The sequence below is a fragment of the Cupriavidus sp. IDO genome, assembly GCF_000812465.1.
Classification (GTDB): Bacteria; Pseudomonadota; Gammaproteobacteria; order Burkholderiales; family Burkholderiaceae; genus Cupriavidus.
Window position 1 is genome coordinate 215674 of the sequence record NZ_JWMA01000104.1, and the last position, 25839, is coordinate 241512.

General features: G+C 67.7%; 19 protein-coding genes and 1 pseudogene. 9 read left to right on the forward strand and 11 right to left on the reverse strand.

Going from position 1 to position 25839, the window contains the following annotated elements; genetic code table 11:
• Positions 1-10: 10 nt before the first annotated feature.
• The gene (locus RM96_RS25745; RefSeq protein ID WP_039014543.1) at positions 11-1162 is read right to left on the reverse strand and encodes an AI-2E family transporter; all 1152 of its coding nucleotides are present in this window, start codon (positions 1160-1162) and stop codon (positions 11-13) included.
• A 297-nt stretch (positions 1163-1459) separates the two neighbouring features.
• Positions 1460-2599 carry an HPP family protein gene (locus tag RM96_RS25750; RefSeq protein WP_039014544.1) on the reverse strand — a complete coding sequence of 380 codons (1140 nt, stop codon included), beginning with the start codon at positions 2597-2599 and terminating at the stop codon, positions 1460-1462.
• Positions 2600-2724: 125 nt separating this feature from the next.
• Here RM96_RS25750 and RM96_RS25755 point away from each other — a divergent pair, with 125 nt between their 5' ends.
• On the forward strand, positions 2725-4470 hold the full coding sequence (locus tag RM96_RS25755; protein ID WP_152624206.1) for a chloride channel protein: 1746 nt from the start codon (positions 2725-2727) through the stop codon (positions 4468-4470).
• 11 nt (positions 4471-4481) lie between these two features.
• Here RM96_RS25755 and RM96_RS25760 read toward each other — a convergent pair whose 3' ends face one another.
• Positions 4482-4904, reverse strand: coding sequence for an Lrp/AsnC family transcriptional regulator (locus RM96_RS25760; protein WP_039014546.1), 423 nt, complete (start codon positions 4902-4904; stop codon positions 4482-4484).
• Between the two features lie 196 nt (positions 4905-5100).
• Between RM96_RS25760 and RM96_RS25765 the strand changes: the two genes are divergently transcribed.
• Together RM96_RS25765 and RM96_RS25770 are read left to right on the forward strand one after the other, a co-directional pair.
• Complete coding sequence (locus RM96_RS25765) at positions 5101-5988, forward strand: dimethylarginine dimethylaminohydrolase family protein (protein ID WP_039014547.1); 888 nt, start codon at positions 5101-5103, stop codon at positions 5986-5988.
• Between the two features lie 44 nt (positions 5989-6032).
• A complete protein-coding gene (locus RM96_RS25770) occupies positions 6033-7109 on the forward strand; it encodes an ornithine cyclodeaminase (protein ID WP_039014548.1) in 1077 nt (358 codons plus the stop codon).
• Between the two features lie 160 nt (positions 7110-7269).
• Here RM96_RS25770 and RM96_RS25775 read toward each other — a convergent pair whose 3' ends face one another.
• The 5 genes from RM96_RS25775 to RM96_RS25795 form a co-directional block, all read right to left on the reverse strand.
• Positions 7270-7866: a helix-turn-helix domain-containing protein gene (locus RM96_RS25775; protein WP_039014549.1), complete on the reverse strand. Its 597-nt coding sequence runs from the start codon at positions 7864-7866 to the stop codon at positions 7270-7272.
• A 421-nt stretch (positions 7867-8287) separates the two neighbouring features.
• On the reverse strand, positions 8288-9607 hold the full coding sequence (locus RM96_RS25780; protein ID WP_039014550.1) for a sigma-54-dependent transcriptional regulator: 1320 nt from the start codon (positions 9605-9607) through the stop codon (positions 8288-8290).
• Positions 9597-11495 (reverse strand): sensor histidine kinase, encoded by a 1899-nt coding sequence (locus RM96_RS25785; protein ID WP_039014551.1) that lies wholly within the window; start codon positions 11493-11495, stop codon positions 9597-9599. The genes RM96_RS25780 and RM96_RS25785 overlap by 11 nt, the downstream gene beginning before the upstream one ends.
• A 474-nt stretch (positions 11496-11969) precedes the next feature.
• A complete protein-coding gene (locus RM96_RS25790; protein ID WP_039014552.1) occupies positions 11970-13280 on the reverse strand; it encodes a dicarboxylate/amino acid:cation symporter in 1311 nt (436 codons plus the stop codon).
• A gap of 520 nt (positions 13281-13800) precedes the next feature.
• Positions 13801-17154: a diguanylate cyclase gene (locus RM96_RS25795; protein WP_039014553.1), complete on the reverse strand. Its 3354-nt coding sequence runs from the start codon at positions 17152-17154 to the stop codon at positions 13801-13803.
• 325 nt (positions 17155-17479) lie between these two features.
• Between RM96_RS25795 and RM96_RS25800 the strand changes: the two genes are divergently transcribed.
• Together RM96_RS25800 and RM96_RS25805 are read left to right on the forward strand one after the other, a co-directional pair.
• Positions 17480-17869, forward strand: a complete 390-nt coding sequence (locus tag RM96_RS25800) for a nuclear transport factor 2 family protein (protein ID WP_039014554.1) — start codon at positions 17480-17482, stop codon at positions 17867-17869.
• Positions 17870-17990: 121 nt separating this feature from the next.
• Positions 17991-18878 (forward strand): c-type cytochrome, encoded by an 888-nt coding sequence (locus RM96_RS25805; RefSeq protein ID WP_039014555.1) that lies wholly within the window; start codon positions 17991-17993, stop codon positions 18876-18878.
• 17 nt (positions 18879-18895) lie between these two features.
• Here the strand turns inward: RM96_RS25805 and RM96_RS25810 are convergent, their stop codons facing one another.
• On the reverse strand, positions 18896-19993 hold the full coding sequence (locus RM96_RS25810) for an acyltransferase family protein (RefSeq protein WP_052279738.1): 1098 nt from the start codon (positions 19991-19993) through the stop codon (positions 18896-18898).
• A 195-nt stretch (positions 19994-20188) separates the two neighbouring features.
• Here RM96_RS25810 and RM96_RS25815 point away from each other — a divergent pair, with 195 nt between their 5' ends.
• Both RM96_RS25815 and RM96_RS25820 read left to right on the forward strand, forming a co-directional pair.
• The gene (locus tag RM96_RS25815) at positions 20189-20647 is read left to right on the forward strand and encodes a (2Fe-2S)-binding protein (RefSeq protein ID WP_039014556.1); all 459 of its coding nucleotides are present in this window, start codon (positions 20189-20191) and stop codon (positions 20645-20647) included.
• A gap of 17 nt (positions 20648-20664) precedes the next feature.
• Entirely contained in the window at positions 20665-22920 is a 2256-nt protein-coding gene (locus RM96_RS25820; protein ID WP_039014557.1) for a xanthine dehydrogenase family protein molybdopterin-binding subunit, read from the forward strand.
• A gap of 56 nt (positions 22921-22976) precedes the next feature.
• On the opposite strand, the gene RM96_RS25825 is transcribed toward RM96_RS25820, so the two are convergent.
• Together RM96_RS25825 and RM96_RS25830 are read right to left on the reverse strand one after the other, a co-directional pair.
• Complete coding sequence (locus RM96_RS25825) at positions 22977-23777, reverse strand: anti-sigma factor family protein (protein ID WP_039014558.1); 801 nt, start codon at positions 23775-23777, stop codon at positions 22977-22979.
• Positions 23764-24396 carry an RNA polymerase sigma factor gene (locus RM96_RS25830; RefSeq protein WP_039014559.1) on the reverse strand — a complete coding sequence of 211 codons (633 nt, stop codon included), beginning with the start codon at positions 24394-24396 and terminating at the stop codon, positions 23764-23766. The genes RM96_RS25825 and RM96_RS25830 overlap by 14 nt, the downstream gene beginning before the upstream one ends.
• A gap of 175 nt (positions 24397-24571) precedes the next feature.
• Between RM96_RS25830 and RM96_RS25835 the strand changes: the two are divergent.
• Together RM96_RS25835 and RM96_RS25840 are read left to right on the forward strand one after the other, a co-directional pair.
• Positions 24572-25460: pseudogene (locus tag RM96_RS25835) on the forward strand (metallophosphoesterase family protein); the annotation flags it as partial.
• A 3-nt stretch (positions 25461-25463) separates the two neighbouring features.
• A complete protein-coding gene (locus tag RM96_RS25840) occupies positions 25464-25835 on the forward strand; it encodes a cupredoxin domain-containing protein (protein WP_039014561.1) in 372 nt (123 codons plus the stop codon).
• The last annotated feature ends 4 nt before the right edge of the window (positions 25836-25839 follow it).

Sequence of the window (25839 nt, forward strand, 5' to 3'; positions counted from 1 at the left end):
GTGAGGCGGCTCAGCCCGTATGCTTGCCCGGGGCCACGGCGGGCACGTCGGGGTTGTCGGTGGTGGCGGGCAGGGTCTCAGCGGGCGCAACCGGTGACGGTTCACCCATCGCTACACCGCTGTAGGAGCCGACGGTCCAGTCGCGCAGCAGCGCATAGGCCACCGCCAGCAGGGTCGGGCCGATGAACACGCCGAGGAAGCCGAACGCCAGCGCGCCGCCGAGCACGCCCATCATGATCCATATCAGCGGCATCCCGGTGCCCTTGCTGATTAGCAGCGGCTTGACGATGTTATCCGCCATGCTCACCACTGCCACGCCCCATATCACCAGGAAGATGGCCCAGCCGGTGGCCCCGGTGTGGTACAGCCACAGCGCGGCCGGCAGCCAGACCAGGGGCGGCCCGACCGGGATCACCGACAGGAAGAACGTGACAAAGCCGAGGATGGCCGCGCCCGGCACGCCCGCAATCCAGAAGCCGATGCCGGCAAGCACAGCCTGGATGAAGGCCGTGCCGAGCACGCCGTAGACCACGCCCTTGACAGTGCTGCCGGCCAGCGACAGCAGGTGGTCGGCGCGTTCGCCGGCGATGCGGCGCATGCCCGCGCGCAGCCAGGCCACGGCGAATTCACCGCCGGTATAGAAGAAGAACGCCAGGATGATCGACAGCGCCAGCTGGCCCAGCCCGGCGCCGATCGAGAGGCCGGCGCCCAGCAGCACATGGCCGACGGGCGCGATCAGCTTGCGCAGGTTGGCCACCATCTCGGAATCGGCGTGGCCCAGCTGGCTCCAGGAAGACTGCAGGTACGAGCCGACATAGGGCAGGCTGCTCAGCCAGTCCGGCAACTGGGGGATGCCTTGCTCGACATAGCGGTCGACCAGGGCCGAGAGCTCGTCGATATGCGCCGAAAAGCTGGCGCCGGCATAGACGAACGGGCCCAGCACGACCACGGACGCGAGCAGCACGCAGATCAGCGCGGCCAGGCTGCGCCGGTTGCCAAGCCAGCGCGACAGGACCGAATAAGGATGCCAGGAACTGAAGGCCAGGATCGCGCCCCACAGCAAAGCGGTGGTGAATGGCGCCAGCACCAGCAGCGAGCCGCCGATCAGGATGATCAGCGCAAAGACCGCGGCGATCTTTTCAATTAGTTGGCCTGAACTCATTGGGGGCACCTCCTCAGGCAGCCGGTGTGACGGAAACGCCGTAAATATAGCCTAGGTCGGTCGCGCGCCAGCCAGTGTCTTGTTACAAGTTCGCAAGTGCAGCAGACGCCATGGGCGGTTCTGTTGCGCCGCACCGACGCAACTTACAGTGCCATAGCCGGGTGACATTGAACAGCGCCTTGCGGCAATTGGCTGCGCGCCGCGGACGGGCGTGCCGGGGGAGGGAGGGGCGAGGGCCGGACGCGGGCAACCGGCCTGCGTCCGTGGGGGATCGGGAAGCCCAGGTGGGGCGGCGGATCAGTCCGCCGCCGCCATCGCGCCGTCCTTGAGCAGCGCTGCAACCAGGTCCGATTGCGTGACCATGCCTACCACGTGGCGATGCTCGTCGATGACCGGTGCATGGTGCAGCCCGCCGTCGGAGAACGCCTGGGCCAGTTCGACCATGGGCTGGTCGGCGCGGGCCGTTACCACGGCACGCGTCATCAGTTGGCGCACGGTGCCGGCCAGCCGGCGCGCGCCGGTGTCGCGCTGCGCGGCAAAGAAATCGCTCTGGGTGATGATGCCTTCGAGCCTGCGGTGCTCGTCCACCACCGGCAGCGCCTTGATGCGGTGCCGCGCGAGCAGGTGCGAGGCTTCGCTGGCGGGTTGCTCGGGGCGTACGGTGACGATATCGCGCGACATGATGTCGGCACAGAGCACGTTGCCGAAACGGCGCCGGTAGGCGCGCAACTGCGCCGCTACCAGGATGGCCTCGAGATCATCTTCTTCGATATCGAGGAACTCGCCGCGCGCCTGCAACGCCGCATCCAGGTCGGCGCGGGTGAAGCCCACGCGCTGGGTGGGCGGCACGTCGCGGGTGTGATGCTGCACCGCGGGCTCGGGCGGACGGTGCGGGTAGCGGCGCCGCGACAGATTGTTGAAGGCCAGCGCCATCAGCAATAGCAGCATCGAGTTGAACAGGACGGGCACCACCACAAAGCCGAAGCCGAGCGCATGGACCGCCGGGCCGCCAAACACCGCCGTGATGGCGACCGCACCGCTGGGCGGGTGCACGCAGCGGAACTGGAACATCAGCGCAATCGCCAGGGCGACCGCCGTGGCGGCCGCCAGTCCCGGGTCCGAAATCCAGCGCGCGCAGGCCACGCCAATCAGCGCCGCAACCAGGTTGCCGCCGATGATCGACCAGGGCTGCGCCAGCGGGCTCGACGGCACCGCGAACAGCAGCACGGCCGAAGCCCCCATCGGCGCGACGAACCACGGGTTGAATCCGCCCAGAGTCTGGCGGCTGATCCATTCGGTAAGGAAGAGTCCCAGCAGCGCGCCGATGCAACTCTTGATGCGCTCGCGGCGGCTCGCAGAGATCGGAAGGGGTACGAATGTGCGCAGCCAGGCACGGGCAGTCTGCGCAAAGTTGGAGGTAAAGGGGGCGCTGGGCATTCGGGAACGGGGGCGCGTTGGAATGGTTCGCGCAATATATCACGTGGTGATATATTTGGCCGCCTCAGGCGGCGGCCGGTTTTGCTGCTATGCCGCAAAATAAGGAAGCCAGGAGTTCGCCCCCAATGCATTTCGAGAAACGCGATTACACCGTCAACCGGCGCTTGCTGATGCTGTCAGCCATTGCCTTGCTGATCGGGGCGATCAGCACCGTGGCCGCGGACGTTCTGCTGAACCTGATCCGGTTCTTCACCAACCTGTTCTTCTACCAGTCCCTGTCGCTGGCCGATCGCTCGCCGGCACACCATGCGCTGGGCGCATGGGTGATTGCGGTGCCGGCCATCGGCGGGCTGGTGGTCGGGCTGATGGCCCGCTACGGCAGCGACAAGATCCGCGGCCACGGCATTCCCGAGGCCATCGAAGCGGTGCTGTTCGGCAAGAGCAAGATGTCGCCGCGCGTGGCCGTGCTCAAGCCGCTGTCTTCCGGCATCGTGATCGGCAGCGGCGGACCGTTTGGCGCGGAAGGGCCGATCATCATGACGGGCGGCTCGCTGGCCTCGCTGCTGGCGCAATACCTGCACCTCACGGCCGGCGAGCGCAAGTCGCTGCTGGTGGCGGGCGCCTGCGCGGGCATGACGGCTATCTTCGGCACGCCTGTGGCGGCAGTGCTGCTGGCGATCGAACTGCTGCTGTTCGAACTGCGCCCGCGCAGCCTGCTGCCGGTGGCGCTGGCTTGCGCGGTGGCAGGCTTCCTGCGTCCGTTCTTCTTTGAGTCCGGCCCGCTGTTCCCGCTGCAGACCGCGCCCGCCAGCACCATCGCGCTTGGCTCCTGCGTGGTGGCCGGCTTGTTGTGCGGTGCACTGGGCGCCGCGCTGACGCTGACCCTGTACCGGACGGAAGATGCCTTCGGGCGCCTGCCCCTGCACTGGATGTGGTGGCCGGCCATCGGCGGCCTGCTGGTCGGGATCGGCGGCTACTTCGAGCCGCGCGCCCTGGGCGTGGGTTACGACGTGATTGGCGACCTGCTCAACAACCACATCGCCGTTGGCGTGGCCGTGGCGCTGCTGACGGTCAAGGCGCTGATCTGGATCGCGGCACTGGGCTCAGGCACCTCGGGCGGGGTGCTGGCGCCGCTGCTGATGCTCGGCGCAGGGCTGGGCGTGGTCCTGGCGCCGTGGCTGCCGGGCGGCTCGCCGCAGATGTGGGCGCTGGTCTGCATGGCAGGCGTGCTGGGCAGCGTGCTCGGCGCGCCGCTGACCGCGATCGTGTTCGCCTTCGGGCTGACGCACGACACCGAGGCCTTGCTGCCGCTGCTGCTGACCACGGCCGTGGCCTACGGTTTCTCGGTGCTCACCATGAAGCGCTCGATCATGACCGAAAAGATTGCACGGCGCGGCCTGCATATCTACAGGGAGTACGGCGTCGATCCGCTCGAGCGCGCCCATGTGGCCGAACTGATGACGCGCGACGTGGTGTCGATTGACGCCGACCTGCCGGTGGCCGAGGCCATCGCCCGCTACTTCGGCGAGCATGCCGCGCACCGGGCTTACCCGGTGGTGTCCGGCGCGCGCGTGCTGGGCATGCTTGATCGCGCCGCTATCCGCGGGGTAGCCGCCGGCGAGGTCCCGGCCGGGCTGCGCTGCCGCGATCTGCTGACCGCCGCGGCGCAGGTGCTGGTGCCGGCACAGACCGCGCGCGTGGCAGCGGGCAGCATGGCCGAACTCAGCGTCGCGCGGCTGCCCGTGGTGGAAAGCCACGAAACCATGAAGCTGGTCGGCATCGTCTCCTTGCGCGACCTGCTGCGGCCAAGCGGCCATGTCTTCCATGAGGAGTCCAGGCGCGAGCGCCTGCGCGGCGCGGCAGCCGCCTGACAGCTGCTTAGCTATAGCTTGTAGGTCGACAACAGGATGCTGGTCTCGGTGGCGCTGATGCCATCGATCAGCCGGATCCGGTCCAGCGTGCGGTCGAACGCCTCCAGCGTATCGGCCCGCAGCTCGGCAATGATGTCCCACCGTCCGTTGGTGGTGTGCAGCGCCTGCACGTTGGGCTCGCCGCGCAGTGCCTGCAGCACGGTGCGCGCCTTGTTCCCTTCCACCGCCACCGTCATCCATGCGCGAATCCGGTGCGCCTCGGCCTCCGGCCGCAGGCGCACGGTGTAGCCGACGATCACGCCTTCCTGTTCCAGCTTGTCGATCCGGTTCTGGACCGTGGCGCGCGACACGCGCAGGGCCTGGGCCAGCGCCGTGACGGGCGTGCGCGCGTTGTCGCGCAGCAGGGCGAGCAGTTGTTGATCGGTGGCATCCATTCGGGGCGTTTTCTCGGGTTATCGATGCGTATCTTGCAAAGCGCTGAATTGTGCTGGCGATTTGCAAGATGCTGCGCGCATTTTGCGCAAGTTGCTGGCTATTAGTTAACCCGACCTTGCACGAGAATTCAAGCAACCGAAGCGCAACCGAAGCGCGATTAAGCCCCGCAACCCATCACCTTCAAAAGGAGCCGCCGTGATCACTACCCCCACGATCCTGCTTGTCGAACCGACTTTCTATGACGTGTCCTACAGCATCAATCCGTGGATGGATCCGGCCAGTTGGGCGCGCGATCCGCGCGGCATGCACCGCAATGCCACGCGTGCCTTCGAATCGCTGCACGCTGCGCTGCAGCAAGCCGGATTCACGGTCGAGGCCGCGCCGGGCGCCCCCGGGCTGCCCGACATGGTGTTCCCGGCCAACGCCGCCGTGGTGCTGGACGGCCGGGCCGTGCTCGCACGGTTCCGTTATCCGCAGCGGCGCGGCGAGGAAGTACCGTTCGAACAGATCTTCGAGAACCTCCGCCAGCGCGGCCTGCTGGACGAGGTGACGACGCTGCCTGAAGGCTGTTACCAGGAAGGCGCCGGCGACTGCATCTGGGATGCCGGCCGCGGGCATTTCTGGGCGGGATTCGGCCCGCGATCCTCGCGTGTCGCGGCGGACGCGATGTCCGCGCATTTCGACCGCGAGGTGGTCGCGCTGGAGCTGGCCACGGAGCAAAGCTATCACCTGGACGTGTGCTTCTGCCCGCTGTCGGGCGGCGAGGTTCTGTACTACCCGCCTGCCTTTACCGAAGCGTCGCTGCGCGACCTGCGCGCACGCGTGCCGGCCCACCTGCGCATCGAGGCCACCGAGGACGACCTGCGCCATTTCAGCGTGAACGCCGTCAACCTGCACGACCAGGTCGTGATGACCCGCACCACGCCGCACCTGCGTGCGGAGCTGGGCGGGCGCGGCTACCACCTGCGCGAAGTCGACCTGTCGCCGTTCATGCTGTCGGGCGGGGGCGCCTACTGCATGACGCTGCGCCTGGATCGCAGCAGCGGCGTGACGGCCGCGGCCGGCGCGGCCGCCGCCGCCTGACATTGGCATGAACGAGCGAGGAATGAATTAGCGAGGAAACCATCATGAAAGAAACCGCCATGACGCGCTTCCTGGACGCCACCGACGTCGCCCGCCTGGTGGGCGGCATCGGTGTGCAGGCCGCCATCGTGCAACTGGCCGACCACATCCGGCAGGACTTCCTGCGCTGGGAGTCATTCGAAAAGTCCGCGCGGCTCGCGAGCCATTCGCCGCTCGGCGTGATCGAGCTGATGCCAGTCACCGACGGCGTCCAGTACGCCTTCAAGTATGTCAACGGGCATCCGCGCAATGCACAGCACGCCATGCCGACCGTGATGGCCTGCGGCATGCTGGCCGAGGTGGAGACCGGCTTTCCGCTGATGCTGGCCGACCTGACGCTGGCCACTGCCTTGCGCACGGCAGCCACCTCGGCGCTGGCCGCCCGCGCCATGACGCGGCACGGCGCCGCCACCATGGCGCTGATCGGCAACGGCGCACAGGCGGAATTCCAGTCGCTGGCGTTCCATGCCTTGCTGGGCGTGAGCGAGATCCGCGCCTACGACATCGATCCCCATGCCACCGCAAAGCTGGTCCGCAACATGGCCGGTGTGCCCGGCCTGACGATCGTGCCGGTGAAGTCGGTGCGCGCGGCGCTGGCGGGCGCCGATATCGTGTCGACCGTCACCGCCGACAAGACCCGCGCGACCATCCTGACGCCGGACATGGTGCAGCCAGGCGTACACCTGAATGCGATTGGCGGCGATTGCCCGGGCAAGACCGAGCTGCATCCGGCCATCCTGGAGGGCGCACGGATCGTGGTGGAGTACGCACCGCAGACGCGGCTCGAAGGCGAAATCCAGCAACTGCCGGCTGACGCGCCCGTGACCGAGCTGTGGCAGGTGCTTGCCGGCCACGCGCCCGGACGCGCGGCGGCGGACGAGGTGACGATATTCGATTCGGTGGGGTTTGCGCTGGAAGATTATTCGGCGCTGCGGTGGCTGTATGCGGCATCCCATGCGCACCATGCCGGCCAGCATATCGAACTGGTGGCGATGCCGCCGGATCCGCGTAATCTTTATGGCTGGATGACTGAGGCGCAGGCTGGCGGCGAGGTTGGGGTGAGGGAGGTGGCGGTGGCTTGAGGGTTTGCGGCTGGGGTTGGTGGCTGCGGTTTGGCGCTGTCGATGGTCGACCGCCCCGTTTCGCCCTGCCGGGCGAAACGGGGCCTTAGAGCAACGACAGGGCCAAACCGCAGCCACCAACCTCAAATCGGCCTTCTCGAGCAAGTCGCCACCACCTCAATCACCCAGCCCGCCCCATCATCAACTGCGCACGCAGAAATCCCTTCACTTCCTCCAGCGACGGCGTCTTCAGAAACACCATAATGCCCCAATGCTGCAGCGCGTCCGCCACGCCTTCATAAGCCTGCCGGTTGGTGATGACGGCAAAGATCACATGCTGGCTGGCAAAGAAGTTCTGAAGCTTTTCGATGGTCGCGGATTCCGCGTCGTTCAGTTCGTCCACGTAGTAGAGCACTACGCGCGGATGCGAACTGACCGAGGTGATGACCGTGTCGAGCACGTCGTCCACCACCACGCTCTTGAGCGGCAGGCCCCACTTGGCCAGCTGGCTGTGGATACGCTGTGCTTCCTGGTGGTTTGGATGGAATACCACGAGGTCGAGCCCGTGTGGGGATGGTGTCTCCTGCCCGATGCGGGTCGCCAGCAGGCGATGCACGGTCTCCTTGTGAATGCGGCGGTGGCCGCCATTGGTCTTCCAGGCGCCAAGCTCGCCGCGTTCGACCATCTTCTGAACGGTGCCCAACGACACATTGAGCAGTTTCGCCGCTGTACGCGTGCTGTAGTAAGGCTTTTCGGCCAGTGCCGGATCCAGTTTCATCCAATCACCCGTAGTCCTGATGGCAGCCGCGCCCGCGGACGCCGGCCGACGCGTTGTGCGCCAGGCGGTTGCGCCGCGTTCGATATGCCGGCTGCCAATGGTTTCGTGACCCTGTGTGCCGATCCGCTCCCCTGCCGATCGGGCTGCAGTTGCTGATTGCTGCTTATCTGCCGTTTTTGTTATTCCGCGGATGCCTGTGATCTTTGTCACTTTTGTGCGCCCGGGGACTCCGGTTTTACGGAAGCCAATAATATGCCTTAGTGCACATAATATAAGTGAGAAGAAACAACATTTGACTCACATTTTTGTACTTTGGCGCACATTGGTGTAAGTCGAATATCGGTCACACCTTGCGCGCGGAGATTGGCGTTCCTGTATGGAGACAGGCCTGCCCGAGCGTGGTTCCCGTACACGGCAGAGATCAGAGGCCGTGCTTGCGTACCTTGTCGAACAGCGTGGTCTTGGCCACCCCAAGCGCCTCGCTGGCGCGGCTGAGGTTGCCGTCGTGGCGGCGCATGGCGTCGGCGATCAGGGCCCGCTCGAACTGTTCGACGGCCTGCGCCAGCGGCAGCGCGGCGGGCGTGTCGGTCCCATGTCCGGGGTTGCAGCCAAGGCCAAGCACATGGCGCTCGGCCAGGTTGCGCAGTTCGCGCACGTTCCCCGGCCACGGATAAGCGACCAGCGCGGCCAGCTCGGCCGGGCTGGCCGGCACGGCTTCGCGCTCGAAGCGCAGCGCGGCCTGTGCGACGAAGTGTTCGAACAATAGCGGCACGTCTTCGCGTCGCTCCCGCAGCGGCGGCAATTCCAGCGTGATCACGTTCAGGCGGTAGTACAGGTCCGAACGGAACTGGCCGGCATCGGACAGGGTCCTCAGGTCGGCCTTGGTGGCTGCCACCACACGGGCGTCGACCGGCACCGGCTGGTTGGAGCCCAGCCGCTCCACCACGCGCTCCTGCAGCACCCGCAGCAGCTTGATCTGCAGCGGCATCGGCATGCTTTCGATTTCGTCGAGGAACAGGGTGCCGCCCTCGGCGTGCTCGATCTTGCCGATGCGCTTGCGCGCGGCGCCGGTGAACGACCCGGCCTCGTGGCCGAAGATCTCGCTCTCGAACAACTGCTCCGGCAGGCCGCCGCAATTGATGGCGACGAAGTGGCGTTTGTGGCGCTGGCTGGCCTCATGCAGGCAGCGCGCCACCAGTTCCTTGCCGGTGCCGGTCTCGCCGTGGATCAGCACGTTGGCGGAGGTGCCGGCCAGGTCGGCGATCAGCCGGCGCAGGCGTTCGGTGGCGGGGGAGTGCCCGATCAGGCGGGCTTCCAGTTTCTCGCGGCCGGCGAGGCGCTCGCGCAACTCGGCTACCTCCAGCGCCAGCTTGCGCTGCTCCAGCGCGCGGCGCGCGGCATCGACCAGCTGCTCGGGCGAGAACGGCTTTTCCAGGAAGTCATAGGCGCCTTGCTTCATCGCCTGCACCGCCAGCGCCACGTCTCCATGGCCGGTGATCATGATGACCGGCAGCGACGGATCGCGTTCTCGCAATTGCGAGAGCAGCGCCATGCCGTCGATGCCGGGCAGGCGGATATCGCTGACCACGATGCCGCAAAAGCCGGCGCCAACTTCGCGCAATGCGGCTTCGGCGCTGCCCACGCCACGCGTGGCGATGCCTTCGAGCCGCAGCGCCTGCTCGCAGCCGAGCCGGACGTCGGCGTCATCCTCGACGATCAGAACGGTAAGTTCAGCCGGCATGCGTCACATCCTGGCGGGCCAGCGGGAGCACCAGCGTAAAGCAAGCACCGCCGTCCGGATGGTTGGTGGCGGACAGGCTGCCGCCATTCTCGTTGAGGATGCCGGCCGAAAGCGTCAGGCCCAGCCCCAGTCCCTCTCCGGCCGGCTTGGTCGTGAAGAACGGCTCGAACAGGCGCGAGAAGGCTTCTTCGGACAGGCCCTGGCCGTTATCGCGCACGGTCAGGTGGACCATGTCGCCAGTCACGCTGGTATGCAGCGAAATCACCGGCGCCGCGCGCCCGGCCACGGCGTCCAGCGCGTTGCCGATCAGGTTGACCAGAACCTGCTCCAGCCGGTTGGGGTCGCACGCCACCGCCAGCGACGGGTCGATGTCGCGCTGCAGGTCCGGATGCGCGGCTTCGACACGGGTATCGAGCAGGAACAGCGCATTGTCGACGGCCTCGGCCAGCACCGCGCTGCGCTTGCCGTTGCCCCCCTTGCGCGCGAACGACTTGAGCGCGCCGGTGATGCGGCCCATCCGCTCGACCAGGCCGATGATGGTGTCGAGGTTGGCCCGGACGGTGGCGTAGTCGCCACGATCCATGAACTTGCAGGTATTGCCGGAGATCGTGCGCAGCGCCGCCAGCGGCTGGTTCAGCTCGTGCGCAATGCCGGTCGACATCTGGCCCACCGCGGCAAGCTTGCCGGCCTGCAGCAGACCGTCCTGCGCCTGGCGCAGCACGGCTTCGGTGCGGATGCGCTCGGCCACCTCGGCCTGCAGCCGCTGGTTGGCGGAGGACAGGTCGGCGGTGCGTTCGGCCACCTTGCGTTCGAGTTCGCTGTTGGCGGCTTCCAGCGCGGCGCGCGCGGCCAGCCGTTCGCCGACGATGCGGCGCCGAACGTTCCAGGCGGCCGCGAGCAGCAGCACGAACGCCGTGAGCACGCCGGCGAGCGCGGCGCTGTTGAGGGCGGCAACGCGCGCCTGCGAGGTGTTAGAGAGCAGTGTCAGCTGCCAGTCGGTGCCGGGTAGCGCGGCATTCTGCGCCAGCATCGGCGGGCCCTGGCGCAGGCGCACCAGCGCATCGCTGCCGTTGCCGAGCACCCGCACGGTCGCCAGCGGCAGTTGCGGCAGCGGCGCCCGGTTGTACTGCAGGCTGCGCGCCAGACGGTCGCGGGTCTCGGGCGCAATGGTGCGCAGCGCCGCCAGCTTCCAGGAGGGGTCGGAGGCCAGGATCACCACGCCGTTCTCGTCGGCGAGCAGCATCTGGCTGTCGGCGCCCTGCCAGCGGTTTTCCAGTGGCTCCAGCCCGATCTTGACCACGGCCACGCCGGCCGGCTTGTCGCGGTTGCCCAGCGGCGCGGACAGGTAGTAGCCCGACTCGCTGCGCGTGGTGCCCACGCCGTAGAAGCGGCCAAGCTGGCCGTCGATGGCGGACTGGAAGTAGGGGCGGAAGCTCAGGTCCTCGCCCAGGTAGCTGTCCGGGCGCTGCCAGTTGCTGGTGGCCAGCACCTTGCCGTGCGCATCCAGCACGTACACCACGCGCGTGCCGGCGCGGGTGTTCAGGGCAGACAGGTATTCGTTGGCCTTCGCCACGCGGGCCGGATCGCCCGGGCGCGCCAGCAGTGCGCTGATGTTCTGGTCCAGCGTCAGCAGGCTCGGCACGTAGTCGTAGTGCGCCAGCTCGCTTTCCAGCGCCTGCGCATACAGGCGCAGTTGCACCTGTCCGCGCTCGGCCTGCCGTGCCAGCGCGGTGTCGTAGCTGAGGCGGTAGCCAAGCCAGCCCGCCACGCCGACGATGGCCGCCAGCGCCAGCAGGGCGAGAAGCGGCGCCGCGCCGCGCAGCGCATGAGGCAGGCGGAAAGAGGGTGGGCGGTTCTGGTCGCTGGCGGAATCGAGCGGGCCGGTCATGAAGTGTTTGGTAAGGCAGATGGCAAGGCGGCCCGGCGCGGAAGGATGCGAGGCGGTTCGATGGCGGCTTCCGGTGCCGAGGCTGCGTACTTTTACCACACCCGGGAGGCGGGACCGGACTACCGGTAGCTCGGCCATGGAAAAAGGTTCTTCGCCGGATATCGGGATTGGGTTCTTGGAAGCGCTGCTGTTTCGCCGGAGTAGCCGGCGACCTCCTTTTTGACGGCGCCAAAAAGGAGGCAAAAAGCGCCTTACTGTCCTCGGCAGACGGCCAGTCTTATCGTAGTGAGCCCCTTCAGGGGCGAGACCTGAGGCCGTCGACTCTCGACAGCGGCCAGCCGCAGCCACCAACCTCAGGCGCACCAGCAGCGGCCCCTTCAAGACCCCAGCCCCACAAATCGGCGAAGAACTAGAAAAAAGGCCCGGCTACCTGATCGGCAGCCGGGCCCTGGCACGCTGGCGGAGCAGACTGGCTTACTTGCTCGCCACAACCTGAGCGGGTGCCAGGCCGGTGGTGGTGTCCGCGACGGGTTCATCCTCGTCGGACAGTACCGGCGCGCCGATGGCGCCTTCGCTTTTGGCGACGACGGTGGTGGCAATTGCATTGCCAAGCACATTGGTCACGGTGCGACCCATGTCCAGGATGTGGTCGATACCCAGCACCAGCAGGATGCCGGCCTCCGGCAGGCCGAACATCGGCAGCACGGCGGCGACCACTACCAGCGAGGCGCGCGGCACGCCGGCGATGCCCTTGCTGGTGACAAGCAGGACCAGCAGCATGGTGATCTGCTGGCTGAGCGACAGCTGGATGCCGTACACCTGGGCCACGAACAGCGCCGCGAACGAGGTGTACATGATCGAGCCGTCCAGGTTGAACGAGTAGCCCAGCGGCAGCACGAAGCCCGTGATGCGCTCTTTCACGCCGAAGCGGGTCAGCTGCTCGATCACCTTCGGGTAGGCCGATTCGCTGCTGGCCGTGGCGAAGCCGATCATCAGCGGCGCGCGCATCATGCGCAGCAGGCGGAAGATGTCGCGGCCCAGGAAGAAGTAGCCGCCGGCGATCAGCGCGATCCACAGCAGCGCCAGCGCCAGGTACAGGCTGCCCAGCAGCTTGGCGTAGACGGTCAGCACGCCCAGGCCCTGCGCGGTGATAACCGCGGAGATGGCGCCGAACACGCCCACCGGCGCGAACGCCATCACATAGTTGGTGACCTTCAGCATCACGTGGCCGAGGCCTTCGATGCCTTGCAGTACGGGCTTGCCCACGCCGTCCTTGACGGTGCCGAGCGCAAAGCCGAAGAACAGCGAAAACACCACGATCTGCAGGATCTCGTTGGTGGCCATCGCTTCGACGAAGCTCTTGGGGAACATGTGCGCGATGAATTCGCGCAGGTTCAGCGCGCCGGTCTTCAGGTTCGAAGCGGCATCGGCGGCGGGCAGCGGCAGGTTCATGCCATGGCCGGGATGGAGCAGGTTGGCCATCACCAGGCCCAGCAGCAGCGAGGTGATCGAGGCGGCGATGAACCAGGCCATCGCCTTCAGGCCGATGCGGCCGACGGCGCGGCCGTCGCCCATGCCGGCGATGCCGGCGACCAGCGTGGCAAATACCAGCGGCCCGATGATCATCTTGATCATCCGCAGGAACACGTCGGTGAGGATGGACAGATGGTCCGCGATGGATTTCGCGGTGGCGGCATCCGGCGCCATATTGTGCGCGGCGGTGCCGACCAGCACGCCAAGCAACATCGCAATGAAGATCAGGGTGGGCAGTCGATTCAGTTTCATCGTGGGTCAGGCCTTGCGCCCGGTCCCCGGAAAGGGCCGGACAGCTGTATTGCTAGGAAGGCTGGCGGCATTGGCGGCCGCGAGCGGCGAGGGGCCGGTTCAGCCAGCGGAGTCAGCGGGGCAACAGGTGCCAGGGGTTCGCCCGTGCGGCGAACGGGTGGGACGCGCGGTGAGGCAAGGCGGGGTCAGACATGTGTTTCCTCCTTTGTTTTTTGGCATGGGCCGGCGTGACGGGGAATCGCGCCGGCCGACCTGTTGTCGCTGTAAGCGGCGGCCTATATCGCACGAGCCGTGCCAGCTGCAGGGCCGCCGGGCGGCTCTGCAACTCGCTGAAAACAAAGGGGAATCCAATGTGCGTCCGACGCACTGTCCGTAAATCCGTACGGCGGCGGGCGGATCGCGTTCGGGAATCCGAACGCATGGCTAGGTGTTAACCCTTGCTTTTTGGGGCGAAAATGACCTGGCCCGGACGCTTGTCAGTGTCACGCGCCGGGCCAGAAAACAAGGTTCCGGACGCGCCTCAGGCCGCGCTGCGGGTGCCGTTGCTGCAACTTTCGAGGAACGCATCCAGCGGCACCGGCCGCCCGATCGCGTAGCCCTGCGCATAGTCCACGCCGATCGCGCGCAGCACGTTCAGGGTGCGCTCGTCCTCGACCCACTCGGCCACGGTGCGCACGCCCAGCCGGTGGCCGATGTCGTTGATCGAGCTGACGATTTCGCGGTCGACCATATTGTCGGCAAGCTGGCGGATAAAGCTGCCGTCGATCTTCAGGAAGTCGACCGGGAACTGCTTCAGGTAGGCAAACGAGGACAGCCCGGAACCGAAATCGTCCAGCGCCACCGTACAGCCGGTGCTGCGCATTTCCGACACCACGCGGGTCGCCGCGGCCATATTGTTGATCAGGGCGGTTTCGGTGATTTCAAGCCGGATGCGGTGCGCCGGCAATGCCGACGCCTGCAGCTCTGCATGCAGGAAGGGCAGCAGGAAGGGCTCGTCCAGCGAGTTCGCCGACAGGTTGATCGACACCGACAGCCCCGGCACAGCCCGCAGCCGCTCGCCATAGCCACCCAGCACATTGCGGATGACCCAGCGGTCGATATGGCCCATCAGGTCGTAGCGCTCGGCGGCCGGAATGAAGGCGCCCGGCAGGATCATCTCGCCGTCCTCGTCCACCATCCGGACCAGGATCTCCACGTGCTGCTTGTCGGTATCGCAGCGCTGCAGCGCCCGGATCTCCTGCGCGAACAGGCGGAAGCGGTTGCCTTCCAGCGCCGAGTGGATGCCGGCCGCAACCTCCAGTTCCCGGTGATGGCGGCGGGCATCGCTCTCGTCGCGGCGATAGACCGACACGCGGCTGCGCCCGGCCGCCTTGGCGGCGTAGCAGGCCACGTCGGCGCGGCTCATCAGCTCGCTGACGGGCGGCACTTCGTGGTCGATGGCGGCAATGCCGATGCTGGCGCCCACGTCGTAGACGCGGCCGTCCCACGGGAAACGCCGGCTGCGGATGGCGTCGATGACGTCGTGGCAGACCTGCTCGGCCTGGTCCACGGTGCAATCCTTGAGCAGCAGGGCGAATTCGTCGCCGCCGAGGCGCGCCAGCAGGTCGTCCGGGCGCACGCGGTTGCGGATCACATAGCTCAGCTCGCGCAGCAGCACGTCGCCGGCACCGTGGCCGGCGGTGTCGTTGACGATCTTGAAGCGGTCCAGGTCGATAAAGCACAACGCGCCGTGATGCCCCTGCAGGCGCGCGGCTTCGCAGGCCTCGCGCAGGCGTTTTTCGAACCAGGTGCGGTTGGGCAGGCCGGTCAGCGCGTCGTGCATGGCCGAATGCGCCAGCTCGCGCTGCAGCGCGCGGGCGGTGGTGATGTCCTGGAACACCAGCACCGCGCCCAGCACGCCGCCGTTGCTGGTCAGCACCGGCGCGGCCGAGTCCTGCACGTCGTGGCGTTCGCCGGTCAGGCTCTGCAGCACCGCGCCTTCCTGCAGGTAGGCCGGGGCCAGCGTCTGCAGGCAGGCTTCGACCGGGCTGGGGATAGGCAGGCCCGTCTCTTCGTCGACAATGCGGAAGACCTGCTCCAGCGGCAGGCCCGACGCGCTTGCCATGGTCCAGCCGGTGAGCTGCTCGGCGATCGGGTTCATGAACGACACGCGCATGCCGGCATCGGTGCAGATCACCGCGTCGCCGATCGAGCGCAGCGTGATCTGCAGCCGCTCCTTTTCCTCGAACAGCGCGGCGGTCAGGTGCCGCTGCTCGGTAATGTCCCAGTTGGTGCCCACCAGCGCATGGGCGCTGCCGTCCTCATGCCGCGTGACCATGGCCATGGCGCGCACATGCCGGATTTCGCCTCCGGGACGCACGATGCGGTACTCCGTATCGAACGGCTGCTGGCCGCGAATGGCCTGGCGCATCTCGCCGCTGACGCGGCTGACGTCTTCCGTGTGCAGCATCGCAATCCACTGCGCCAGCACCGGCGCGCCGCGCGCCGGGTCGGTCCCGTGCAGGGCGTGCATGCGCGCATCCCACGTAATGCCGGCGCTGGTGAAATCCCATTCCCAGATGCCGACGCCGCCGGCTTCCACCGCCAGCTGGATGCGCCGCGACAACTGCTCGAGCTGTTCCTGCGCCAGCTTGCGGGTGTGGATGTCTTCCACCTGCGCGATGAAATGCAGCGGGCGGCCGCTGTGCTCGTCGCGCACCAGCGATACCGCCAGCAGCGCCCAGCGGTAGTTGCCGTCCTTGTGCCGGAAGCGCTTTTCCATGCGGTAGGACTCGATCTCGCCGGCCAGCAGCCGGTCATGCTGGCGCAGGTCGGCGGACAGGTCGTCCGGATGCGTGATCTGCTGGAAAGTCATCGCGCGCAATTCCGAACTGCTGTAGCCCAGCAGCTCGGACATGGCCCGGTTGACCGTCTCCCAGTGCCCGTCCAGCCCGGTGAGCGCCATGCCGATGGCCGAGTGCTCCATGGCCTGGCGGAAGCGGCGCTCGCTGCTGCGCAGGCTGGCGCGCCCGTGCCGGTTCTGTTCAGTCAGGAAGGCGATGCAGATCGGGAACACCATGATCAGCGCCGCCGACAGCGGCACTGACCGGTGCGCATCGTTCAGCACGGACAGCGCTTCCACCGACAGCGTTGCCAGCAGGGACAGCAGCGCCGTGGCAAACGGATTGCCCATCAGTGCCACCAGCACCAGCGGCAGCGACATCGCGACAAAGGGATCATGGCCCTGCCACAGCGCCACCACGCCGGTTGCTAGGCTCAGCGCCAGCAGGCCGGCCAGCGGCGCCCGCATCGGGCGGGCAAAGGTGGCGCGCACTCGCACGTAGCTGACGGCAAGCACCAGCGGCAGCAGCACGACCATGCCCAGCGCGCCGGCCTGCCACCAGGTCCACCACACGGTCGCGAAGCTGCTGCCATAGGCATAGGAAACCGCGGTCGCGCCGACGAAGGCGCCCAGGGCCGGGCCGACCATGCCCGCCACCCCCAGCGTCACGGCAAAGCTGGCAAGCGGGCCGGCGCGCACGATCGTGACATGCGCGGCGACAAGGCGCAGCAGGCGGGCGGAGCAGGCGATCTCGATCAGGTTGGCCGCGGCCAGCATCAGCGCCACGGCGAGGCTGTCATGCGCCAGGCCGTTTGCCAGCAGGTTCGCGGCCAGCATGGCGCCCAGCAGCCACGGTGCTTCGGAGCGCGGACGGTGCAGCAGCACGCCCAGTCCGAACGCGTTCGGCAGCCACAGCGCGGCGACGTTGCCCGGCAGGCGCGCCAGCCAGATACCGGCGGCGGCCAGGACAAAGTAGCCGAGCCCGGTCAGCAGTAACGGCTGCCAGCGGCGCGGCGGGGCGGAAAGGGAGGGGGCTGCCGTGTCGGGCGTCATGGACAAAGGCTTTACTCTGGCTGTGCGGATCGGGTTGAGATGCCGGAACTGGCGAGGCGGGGCGCGCGACCGGGTGGCGGGCGCACGCGGACGGACCCCTGGCCAGCGTAGTCACCACTGTAGCGGCGCGGCCATGCCGGCCAGGCGAAAGACAGGGGGCAGGTGGGGGCCCTGTTACCACTGGTGCTGACCGCGATTTTTTGGTAGGGGCGGCCGCCATGCAGGCAGCCGGCACGATGACCTCACGGGTAATCGCGCCGCCGCACGGCGGCGCCCATCATGCAGTCATTCCTGCTGTTCACCCGCCATCCTCAAGGAGAACGCCATGTCTGCCAACCTCGCCGCCACCGACCTGACCGCCCTGGCCGACCGCTACCTCGCGGCCTGGAACGAGACCGACGCCGCGCGCCGCCGCGAACTGATCGGGCATACCTGGACCGAATCGGCCAGCTACGTCGATCCGCTGATGCGCGGCGACGGGCATGCCGGCATCGACGCGATGATTGCTGCGGTGCAATCGCGCTTTCCTGGCTTCCGCTTTACCCGCGTGACGCCGGTCGACGCGCATGGCGGCCACCTGCGCTTCACCTGGGAACTCGGCCCGGCCGGCGAAGCTGCATTGGTAGTGGGAACCGACTTCGCTACCGTGTCCGCGGACGGGAGGCTGCAGGCCATGACTGGCTTTATCGACCGCGCCCCGGCCGGACTGGCCTGAGCGGCGGCCGGCCAGACCGGTGTGCCGCGCCCCTATGTGTACTGCCCAACAGACAGACATGCGCCCATTGGCTGCAATCGGCGCATCCGTGCCACGTGCGCGGCATGTGGGGGGAAGAGGCATGGCACGAGTTCTGCGCATGGCAGCGTTGGGGCTGGTCGGCGTCGGCATCATTGTGGCCGCGGCGATCTATGGTGCCGTGCTGGTCGGCGAGCGCAAGGCCAGCCGCACCGTGGAAGTCGACGTAGCGCCGGTGGCCTTTCGGGATGACGCCGCGAGCATTGCCCAAGGCAAGTACCTGTACGAGTCGCGCGGCTGCATGGAATGCCACGGCGCCGGCGCCGGCGGGCGCCAGGTCTTCGACGATCCCGGCGGCCTGACGGTACGCGCGCCGGACCTGACCAGCGGCAATCCGGAGATGGCGCGCTACCAGCCTGTCGACTGGGTACGCAGCATTCGCCACGGCGTGGCGCCTACCGGCCGCCCGCTGCTGATCATGCCGAGCGAGGACTATAACCGCCTGAGCGACGACGACCTCGCCGCGCTGGTGGCTTACGTGCGCAGCCTGCCGCCCGGCATGGGGGCGCCGGCCGATATCCGGCTGCCGTGGTTTGTGCGCGCGCTGTATGGCGTGGGGGTGATCAACGATGCTGCCGCAAAGATCGACCACAGCCTGCCGGCCTCGCCGCCGATGGCGCAGGCCGCCACCGCGCAGTACGGCGGCTATGTCGCCAATGCCTGCCTGGGCTGCCACGGCCCCGAATTGCGCGGCGGCAAGATCGCGGGCGCGCCGCCGGACTGGCCGCCCGCAGCGGACCTGCGCCCGGTCTCGGGAGGCGCCATGGCGCGCTATGGCCATGCCTCGGCGTTTATCGCCATGATGCGCAGCGGCAAACGGCCCGACGGCAGCGAAGTGAGCCGCGTCATGCCGTTCGATTCCTTCGGCCGCATGAATGACACCGAACTGACTGCCGTCTACCTGTACCTGAGTGGCCTGCCGTCGCGCTGATGCGGTGCTGCCGGCGATCAGTTCCCGCGCCGCGCCCAGCGCCGCCCGGCTGCAATGCCCGGCAGTTCGACCCAGCGGTGCAGCAGCCAGGCCAGCCCGAGCGCCGGGCCGGCATCGAGCGCGAAGCGGGCCAGCTGCATGCCGTACTGGTCCGGCGCGAGCTCGGGCGTCAGACGCTTGACGGCCTCGATCACGGTGGGGTGGGTCAGGTAGAGCGCGTACGACAGCTCGCCCAGCCACACCAGCGAGCGTGGCACGCGCAGCATGCCGGTGTGTTCGGCCGCCACCAGGCCGGCCAGCATTGCCCCGGCGGGCAGGCCGCGGCCGGACAGGCTGAAGTCCGGCCCCACCATGACCAGAGACGCCAGGAACCACGCGAGGCCGGCCGCCAGCATGACCAGCGCCAGGCCAGGCCGCAGCCGGTGGCGCCAGCGCGAATATGCCCACGCCAGCATGCAGCCCAGCAGGAACTCGAGCACCAGCGGATTGCTCGCCATTGCCATCCATGGCGACGCAAACGGGTAGCCCTGCGCCGGATCGGCCACCAGCCCGCCAAATCGCCAACATGGCAGCAGCAGCGTCGTGACCGCGAACACCGCCAGCACGACCAGCAGCGCACGCCTGCCCGCGAGCCAGAGGCCAAGCGCGAACGCGCCATAGAATGCCATCTCGTAGTTGAGCGACCAGCCCACGTACAGCGCGGGATAGCCATAGTAGGGCGCGTGAGCGGCGTCGGTCGGGATAAAGGCCAGCGACGCGGCAAACACCGCCGGCGTCACCGGATTGAGCAGCAGCGCGTGCAGCGCGGACATCGTCCAGTACGGCGGCGCCAGCCGGCAGGCGCGGCGGATGACAAAGCTCAGCGCCGACTCCGGCCGCGGCCGGGCCAGCACGGCCACCCAGGCGATGATGAAGCCGCTGATGACAAAGAAGACATCCACGCCGACATGCCCGCGCTTGATGAAGTTGGCCGTGATCCACGCCAGCACCGGGGCATCCGGCCCGCCCAGCGTCAGGCCGGAGTGGTAGACCACGACATAGGCCGCGGCAAGCCCGCGCAGCGCCTGGATGCTGTCGAGCGTCGAAATCGATCGATCTGGAATAGTGAGGGACACTGTTTCGGCAGCGGAAATCGGAAAGACCTGACTCCCAGACTGACAACGGCCGTTCGCACAAAGTTCGTGCAAGCCGGGCGGCGCGAGGCAAGGTGACCGGAATTGCACTATCCTCACTGCTCCACCGCTTCCCGCCCTGGCGCGGATTGCAAGTGGCGAACGACCAGCGGGCAACGCACCCAAGGAGTGTCCCCCATGACTACCCTCAATATCAACGGCAAGTCGCAGGAAGTCGACGTTGATCCCTCCACGCCGCTCCTGTGGGCGCTGCGCGACAACCTTGACATGACCGGCACCAAGTTCGGCTGCGGCATGGCCGCCTGCGGCGCCTGCACCGTGCATATCAACGGACAGGCCACGCGCAGCTGCGTTACGCCGGTCTCCGCGGCAGCCGGCGCGCGCATCACGACCATCGAAGGTGTAAGCACCGATAAAGTCGGCCGCGCCGTGCTCGATGCCTGGCTCAGGCATGACGTGGCCCAGTGCGGCTACTGCCAGAACGGCCAGGTGATGAGCGCCGTCGGCCTGCTGCGTGCCAAGCCGCGGCCGACCGATGCCGACATCGACCAGGCCATGGCGGGCAACCTGTGCCGCTGCGGCACCTACCAGCGGATCCGCGCGGCGATCAAGGATGCCGCCCGGGCGCTGGGCTGAGCACGGAGGAACCAGTCATGCGTATTCGTGGAATCGAAGCCCTGGCCGGTGGCCAAGGCGGCAGTGCCGGCCCTGTGCCCGGCGAGGGTGCGGCCATGCTCGACCGCCGCGGCTTTCTCAAGCTGACCGGCCTGGCGGGCGGCGGGTTTGCGCTGGGCCTGGTGCCGGCCCTGGCATCGGCACAGGAAGCCGCGCCCAAGGCGCCGGCCTCGCCGCCCCAGGCGTTTCTCGTCATCTCGCCGGACAACACGGTCACCATCGCGGTGAACCGCCTCGAATTCGGCCAGGGTGTGCATACCGCGCTGCCGATGGCGCTGGCCGACGAACTGGATGCCGACTGGGGCAACGTGCGCGGCGCGCTCGCGCCCGCAGGCGATGCTTACAAGGATCCGGCCTTTGGCCTGCAGATGACCGGCGGCTCGACCGCGCTCAATCACTCCTTCCAGCAATACCGCGAACTGGGCGCCCGCGCCCGCGCGATGCTGGTGGCGGCAGCCGCACAGCAGTGGAAGGTGGACCCGTCCAGCTGCAAGGTGGAGCAGGGCGTGATCACGTCCGGCAGCCACCGCGCCACCTTCGGCGAACTGGCGCAGGCTGCGATGGCGCTGCCGGTGCCGCAGCAGGTCACGCTCAAGGACCCGTCGCAGTTCCGGCTGATCGGCAAGCCCACGCCGCGGCTGGATTCGCGCGGCAAGCTGGAGGGCACCACCGCGTTCGGCATCGACACGCGCCTGAAGGACATGATGGTCGCGGTGGTGGCGCGTCCGCCGCGCTTTGGCGGCAAGGTCAAATCATTCAATGCCGACAAGGCGCGCGCCATCAAGGGCGTGAGCGACGTGATGCTGGTGCCGGTGGATCGCGGCGGTACCGGCGTGGCGGTGGTGGCCGATGGCTACTGGCCGGCCAAGCAGGGGCGCGATGCGTTGCAGATCGAATGGGAAGACACGGGCTCGAAGGTTTCGTCGCAGGCCTTGTTCGACGAATACGCGAAGCTTGCCGGCCAGCCCGGCACAGTGGCGCGTGCCGGCGAGGGCGACATCGGCGCCGCCGTCAACGGTGCGGCGCGCAAGATCGAGGCCGACTACCGCTTCCCGTATCTCGCGCACGCCCCGATGGAACCGCTGAACTGCACCATGCAGGCGGAGATCACGGGCAAGAAGGCGCAGAGCGTCAAGGTGTGGGTGGGCTCGCAGTTCCAGACCGTGGACCAGGCCGCCATTGCACGCGTGCTGGAGCTGAGCCCGGACAAGGTCACGCTCAACACCATGATGGCGGGCGGCGGCTTTGGCCGGCGCGCGGTGCCGACGTCCGACTACGTCGTCGAAGCCGCCAACGTGCTGCGCGCATGGATCGCCAGCGGCCACACCGAGCCGCTCAAGGTGATGTGGAGCCGCGAAGACGATATCCGCGGCGGCTACTACCGTCCGCTGCACGTGCACCGCGCGCGCATCGGCCTGGATGCGCAGGGCAAGGTGCTGGGCTGGCAGCACACCATCGTCGGGCAGTCGATCCTGAAGGGCACGCCGTTCGAGTCCTTCATGGTCAAGAACGGCGTGGACGCGACCATGACCGAAGGCATCGTGGAGAACGACTACAACCTGCCGCTGCAGCTCTCCGTCCACCATCCTCAGGTCGACGTGCCGGTGCTGTGGTGGCGCTCGGTCGGCAATACCCACACGGCCTTCGTCAAGGAGACGCTGGCGGACGAGCTGGCCGCCGCCGCCAAACAGGATCCGGTGGCCTACCGCCTGGCGCGGCTGGATGAAGCGAAGCACGCGCGTCATCGCGCCGCGCTGCAGCTGGCGGTGCTGAAGTCTGGCTACGGCAAGCGCAAGCTGCCCAAGGGCCATGCCTGGGGCGTGGCCCTGCATGAGTCGTTCGATACGGCGGTGGCCTACGTGGTCGAGGTGTCGGTAGTGAAGGGAGAGCCGCGCGTGCATCGTGTCACGGCTGGCGTGCATGCCAATCGGGTGGTCAACCCGATGTCGGCAGAGGCGCAGATCCAGGGCGCTTGCGTGTTCGGGCTGGCGATGATCAAGCCCGGGTTTGCCCTCGACATCGAGAACGGCGCGGTGAAGAACAGCAACTTCCCGGACTATCCGCCGCCGCGCATTACCGATGCGCCGGTGGTGGAGGTGTTCTTCGTGCCTTCGCAGGACAACCCGACCGGCCTTGGCGAGCCGGGCGTGCCGCCGATTGCCCCCGCCGTGGCCAACGCGCTGTTCACGCTGACCGGCAAGCGCCAGCGGCAGTTGCCGTTTGTGATGGCGTAAGCGTTTCGCCTGCCGTGGCTGGCGGCGCGCTTTAGAACCCATTATGAAATGGGTTCTTATTGCGCGCCGTCGGCCATGCGCCACGCCTTGCCGAAGCGGCGCAGGTCGGCCGCCGAGGCATCGGTCACCGCCCAGTAGTCCATGCCCCCCGCCTGCCAGCGCTCGATCTGATATCCCTGCCGGGCCAGCGCGCCTTCGATATCGGCATCCGGTTTCCCCTTGCCCGCACCGGGCAGCACGAAGACATCGATCGGATGCTGGTTGCGCCGGTAGACCAGCACCGCCACCCGTTGCCCGTGGATGTAGTCGAGCCGCCCGCCGGCGAGCGGAAAGCCCTCGGCCGCCAGGTCATGGACCGGCGGCGCGTAGTCAAGCCGGCCGTTGAACCACGGCTTGACTGTATGGCGATCGGTGGAGACGACGTCGATGGCGTGGTCGGCGATCAACGCGCGCACGTGGCTGCTGACGAGTTCGCGGGCCAAGGCGTCCTGTGGCGATTCCTGCTGCATGAACAGCGTCAGCCCGAACGCCAGCGATGCCACCGTCACCGCCGCCATGCTGGCATTGAATGCCGGGCGCCAGGCGAACCAGTCGAGCCAGCGCGGGCGCTTCGCCTGGTCGGTGGGCGTCGTGGCGGGTGCCGGCAGTGCCGCGGCGAGCCGGGCGCGCAGCGCGGGGCTCGCATGGTGATAGGTGGCGCCTTGACGCACAGCCGCGCTTAGCGCGCGCAGGCGGCTGAGTTCCGCCGCACATGCGGCACATTTCGCCAGGTGCTGCTCCAGGCGCAGGCTATCCGCCGCACCGAGTTCGTTATCGGCGCAGGCGGGAAGCAGTTCGCAAACGTCATTGCAGTCCATGGCCTGTCTCCCCGGCGGGGCGCTGTGCCGGCGCCAGCGCGCCGGATGGTGCGTGGGCACGTGACGGCGCTTGTGTAGTTCCCTCATGCCGCAGCGCGGTGACTGCCGCCGCCAGCATCCGCCGCCCGCGCGCCAGCCGCGACATCACCGTGCCGATGGCGATATCCGCCACGCGCGCGATATCGCGGTAGGGCAGTTCCTCCAGTTCGCGCAGGACCAGTACTTCGCGGAATGCCACGGGCAACTGCTCCAGCGCGCGGTGTACCAGCCTCACGTCTTCCTGCCGCAGCAGCCATTGCTCGGGGCTGTCCTGGCCATCGTGCCAGGCCGGGAGGGGCTGGTTCTCGTGCAGGTCGTCATAGGCGCACACCTCGCCGCCCGCCTTGCGTTTCTGGCAGGCGGTGAACCAGGTATTGCGCACGATCGCCAGCAGCCATGGCCGTGGCTGGTCGCCGTGGAAACTGCCAAACAGCCGGTATGCGCGCAAAAAGGCCTCCTGGACCACGTCGTCGGCATCGCTGGCGCTGCCCGACAACCAGCGGGCGAGGTTGTAGGCGGCATCCAGGTGGGGGAGCACCAGTTCGTCGAAGCGGTGGCGTTCGTCGGATGCGGGATGCATGCGTGCCTTGGTCGGTTTGGGCGCCGGTCCCGGTGGCGCATCTACCGGTATACCGACGCTTCGGTCAGTTTATTCCCGTTGCAGCCTATTTTTAGCGAATCGCTGTCATCGGGAATAAATTCCGGTGCGCGCCGGTATGACAGGTAATGCGAAAAAACTGTGCGACGGAGGCATCATGAACACACTGAAGCGACGCGATTTCCTGAGGCTGGCCGGCGCTGCCGGCGGTGCGGTATTCGCCTCGGGACTGCCCGGCTGGGCCTACGGGCGAGATGAGGATTTCTACTTTGTCCAGCTGTCGGACGCGCACTGGGGCTTCCAGGGGCCGCCCAATCCCGACGCGCGGGGCACATTGCCCAAGGCGGTTGCCGCCGTCAATGCGCTGCCGCAGCCGCCGGATTTCATCATGTTCACCGGCGATCTCACGCACACCACCGACGACCCGCAGGAACGACGCCGCCGCATGCGCGAATTCCAGTCGATCATTGCCGGCCTGAAGGTCAAGCCGGTCCATCTGATGCCGGGCGAGCACGACGCCAGCCTCGATGCGGGCGCCGCCTACCAGGAGCTGTTCGGGCCCACGCACTACACCTTCGATCACAAGGGCGTGCATTTCATCGTGCTGGACAACGTGTCCGATCCGGCCGGGCGGGTCGGGGATGCGCAGCGCGCGTGGCTGGCCGCCGACCTGGCGCACCAGCCAAAGGGCGCGCGCATCGTGGTCTTCACGCACCGACCGCTGTTCGACCTGTATCCGCAATGGGACTGGGCCACGCGCGATGGCGCGCAGGTGATCGACACGCTGATGCCATATCCGAACGTGACCGTGTTCTACGGCCATATCCATCAGGAGCATCACCACATGACCGGCCACATTGCGCATCACGCCGCACGCTCGCTGATGTTCCCGCTGCCACCCCCGGGTTCGCAGCCGCAGCGCCTGCCGGTCCCCTGGGACGCGGCGCAGCCGTATCGCGGGCTGGGCTGGCGCGAGATCGAAGCGAAAGCGGCGCCGGGCTCGTTCGCGCTGGCCGAGCAACCGATCGCAACCTGAACCGGAGCCCACCATGATTTCATCGATTGTCGGACGGCGCGCGGCGCTGGGCTGGATGCTCGGTCTCGGGGCGGCATTGCTGGCCGGCTCCGGCCGGGGCGATGCGGCCGCGCCGCGCGTCATCCGCGTGCATGCGCGCAAATTCATCTTCACCCCGGATCACATCCCGCTGCGGGCCGGCGAGTCTGTCGTGTTCGAGCTGACGGCGCAGGACGTGATCATGGGCTTCAGCGTGCCGGACTTCGGCGTGCGGGCCGACGTGCCGCCGGGCATGACCGTGCGCCTGCCGGCCACGGCGCGTGCCGCCGGCAAATACGAGTTCCTCTGCGACATCTTCTGCGGATCGGGGCACGAGACGATGAACGGCGTTATCGAGGTTACCTAGGAGA

Excerpts from the sequence above, each read along its gene's own strand:
- RM96_RS25805 (WP_039014555.1), top strand. The coding sequence starts at position 17,991 with ATGGCACGAGTTCTGCGCATGGCAGCGTTGGGGCTGGTCGGCGTCGGC.
- RM96_RS25780 (WP_039014550.1), bottom strand. The coding sequence starts at position 9,607 with ATGCCGGCTGAACTTACCGTTCTGATCGTCGAGGATGACGCCGACGTC.
- RM96_RS25830 (WP_039014559.1), bottom strand. The coding sequence starts at position 24,396 with ATGCATCCCGCATCCGACGAACGCCACCGCTTCGACGAACTGGTGCTC.
- RM96_RS25750 (WP_039014544.1), bottom strand. The coding sequence starts at position 2,599 with ATGCCCAGCGCCCCCTTTACCTCCAACTTTGCGCAGACTGCCCGTGCC.
- RM96_RS25790 (WP_039014552.1), bottom strand. The coding sequence starts at position 13,280 with ATGAAACTGAATCGACTGCCCACCCTGATCTTCATTGCGATGTTGCTT.
- RM96_RS25775 (WP_039014549.1), bottom strand. The coding sequence starts at position 7,866 with ATGAAACTGGATCCGGCACTGGCCGAAAAGCCTTACTACAGCACGCGT.
- RM96_RS25800 (WP_039014554.1), top strand. The coding sequence starts at position 17,480 with ATGTCTGCCAACCTCGCCGCCACCGACCTGACCGCCCTGGCCGACCGC.
- RM96_RS25745 (WP_039014543.1), bottom strand. The coding sequence starts at position 1,162 with ATGAGTTCAGGCCAACTAATTGAAAAGATCGCCGCGGTCTTTGCGCTG.
- RM96_RS25815 (WP_039014556.1), top strand. The coding sequence starts at position 20,189 with ATGACTACCCTCAATATCAACGGCAAGTCGCAGGAAGTCGACGTTGAT.
- RM96_RS25760 (WP_039014546.1), bottom strand. The coding sequence starts at position 4,904 with ATGGATGCCACCGATCAACAACTGCTCGCCCTGCTGCGCGACAACGCG.
- RM96_RS25795 (WP_039014553.1), bottom strand. The coding sequence starts at position 17,154 with ATGACGCCCGACACGGCAGCCCCCTCCCTTTCCGCCCCGCCGCGCCGC.
- RM96_RS25785 (WP_039014551.1), bottom strand. The coding sequence starts at position 11,495 with ATGACCGGCCCGCTCGATTCCGCCAGCGACCAGAACCGCCCACCCTCT.
- RM96_RS25840 (WP_039014561.1), top strand. The coding sequence starts at position 25,464 with ATGATTTCATCGATTGTCGGACGGCGCGCGGCGCTGGGCTGGATGCTC.
- RM96_RS25755 (WP_152624206.1), top strand. The coding sequence starts at position 2,725 with ATGCATTTCGAGAAACGCGATTACACCGTCAACCGGCGCTTGCTGATG.
- RM96_RS25825 (WP_039014558.1), bottom strand. The coding sequence starts at position 23,777 with ATGGACTGCAATGACGTTTGCGAACTGCTTCCCGCCTGCGCCGATAAC.
- RM96_RS25770 (WP_039014548.1), top strand. The coding sequence starts at position 6,033 with ATGAAAGAAACCGCCATGACGCGCTTCCTGGACGCCACCGACGTCGCC.
- RM96_RS25820 (WP_039014557.1), top strand. The coding sequence starts at position 20,665 with ATGCGTATTCGTGGAATCGAAGCCCTGGCCGGTGGCCAAGGCGGCAGT.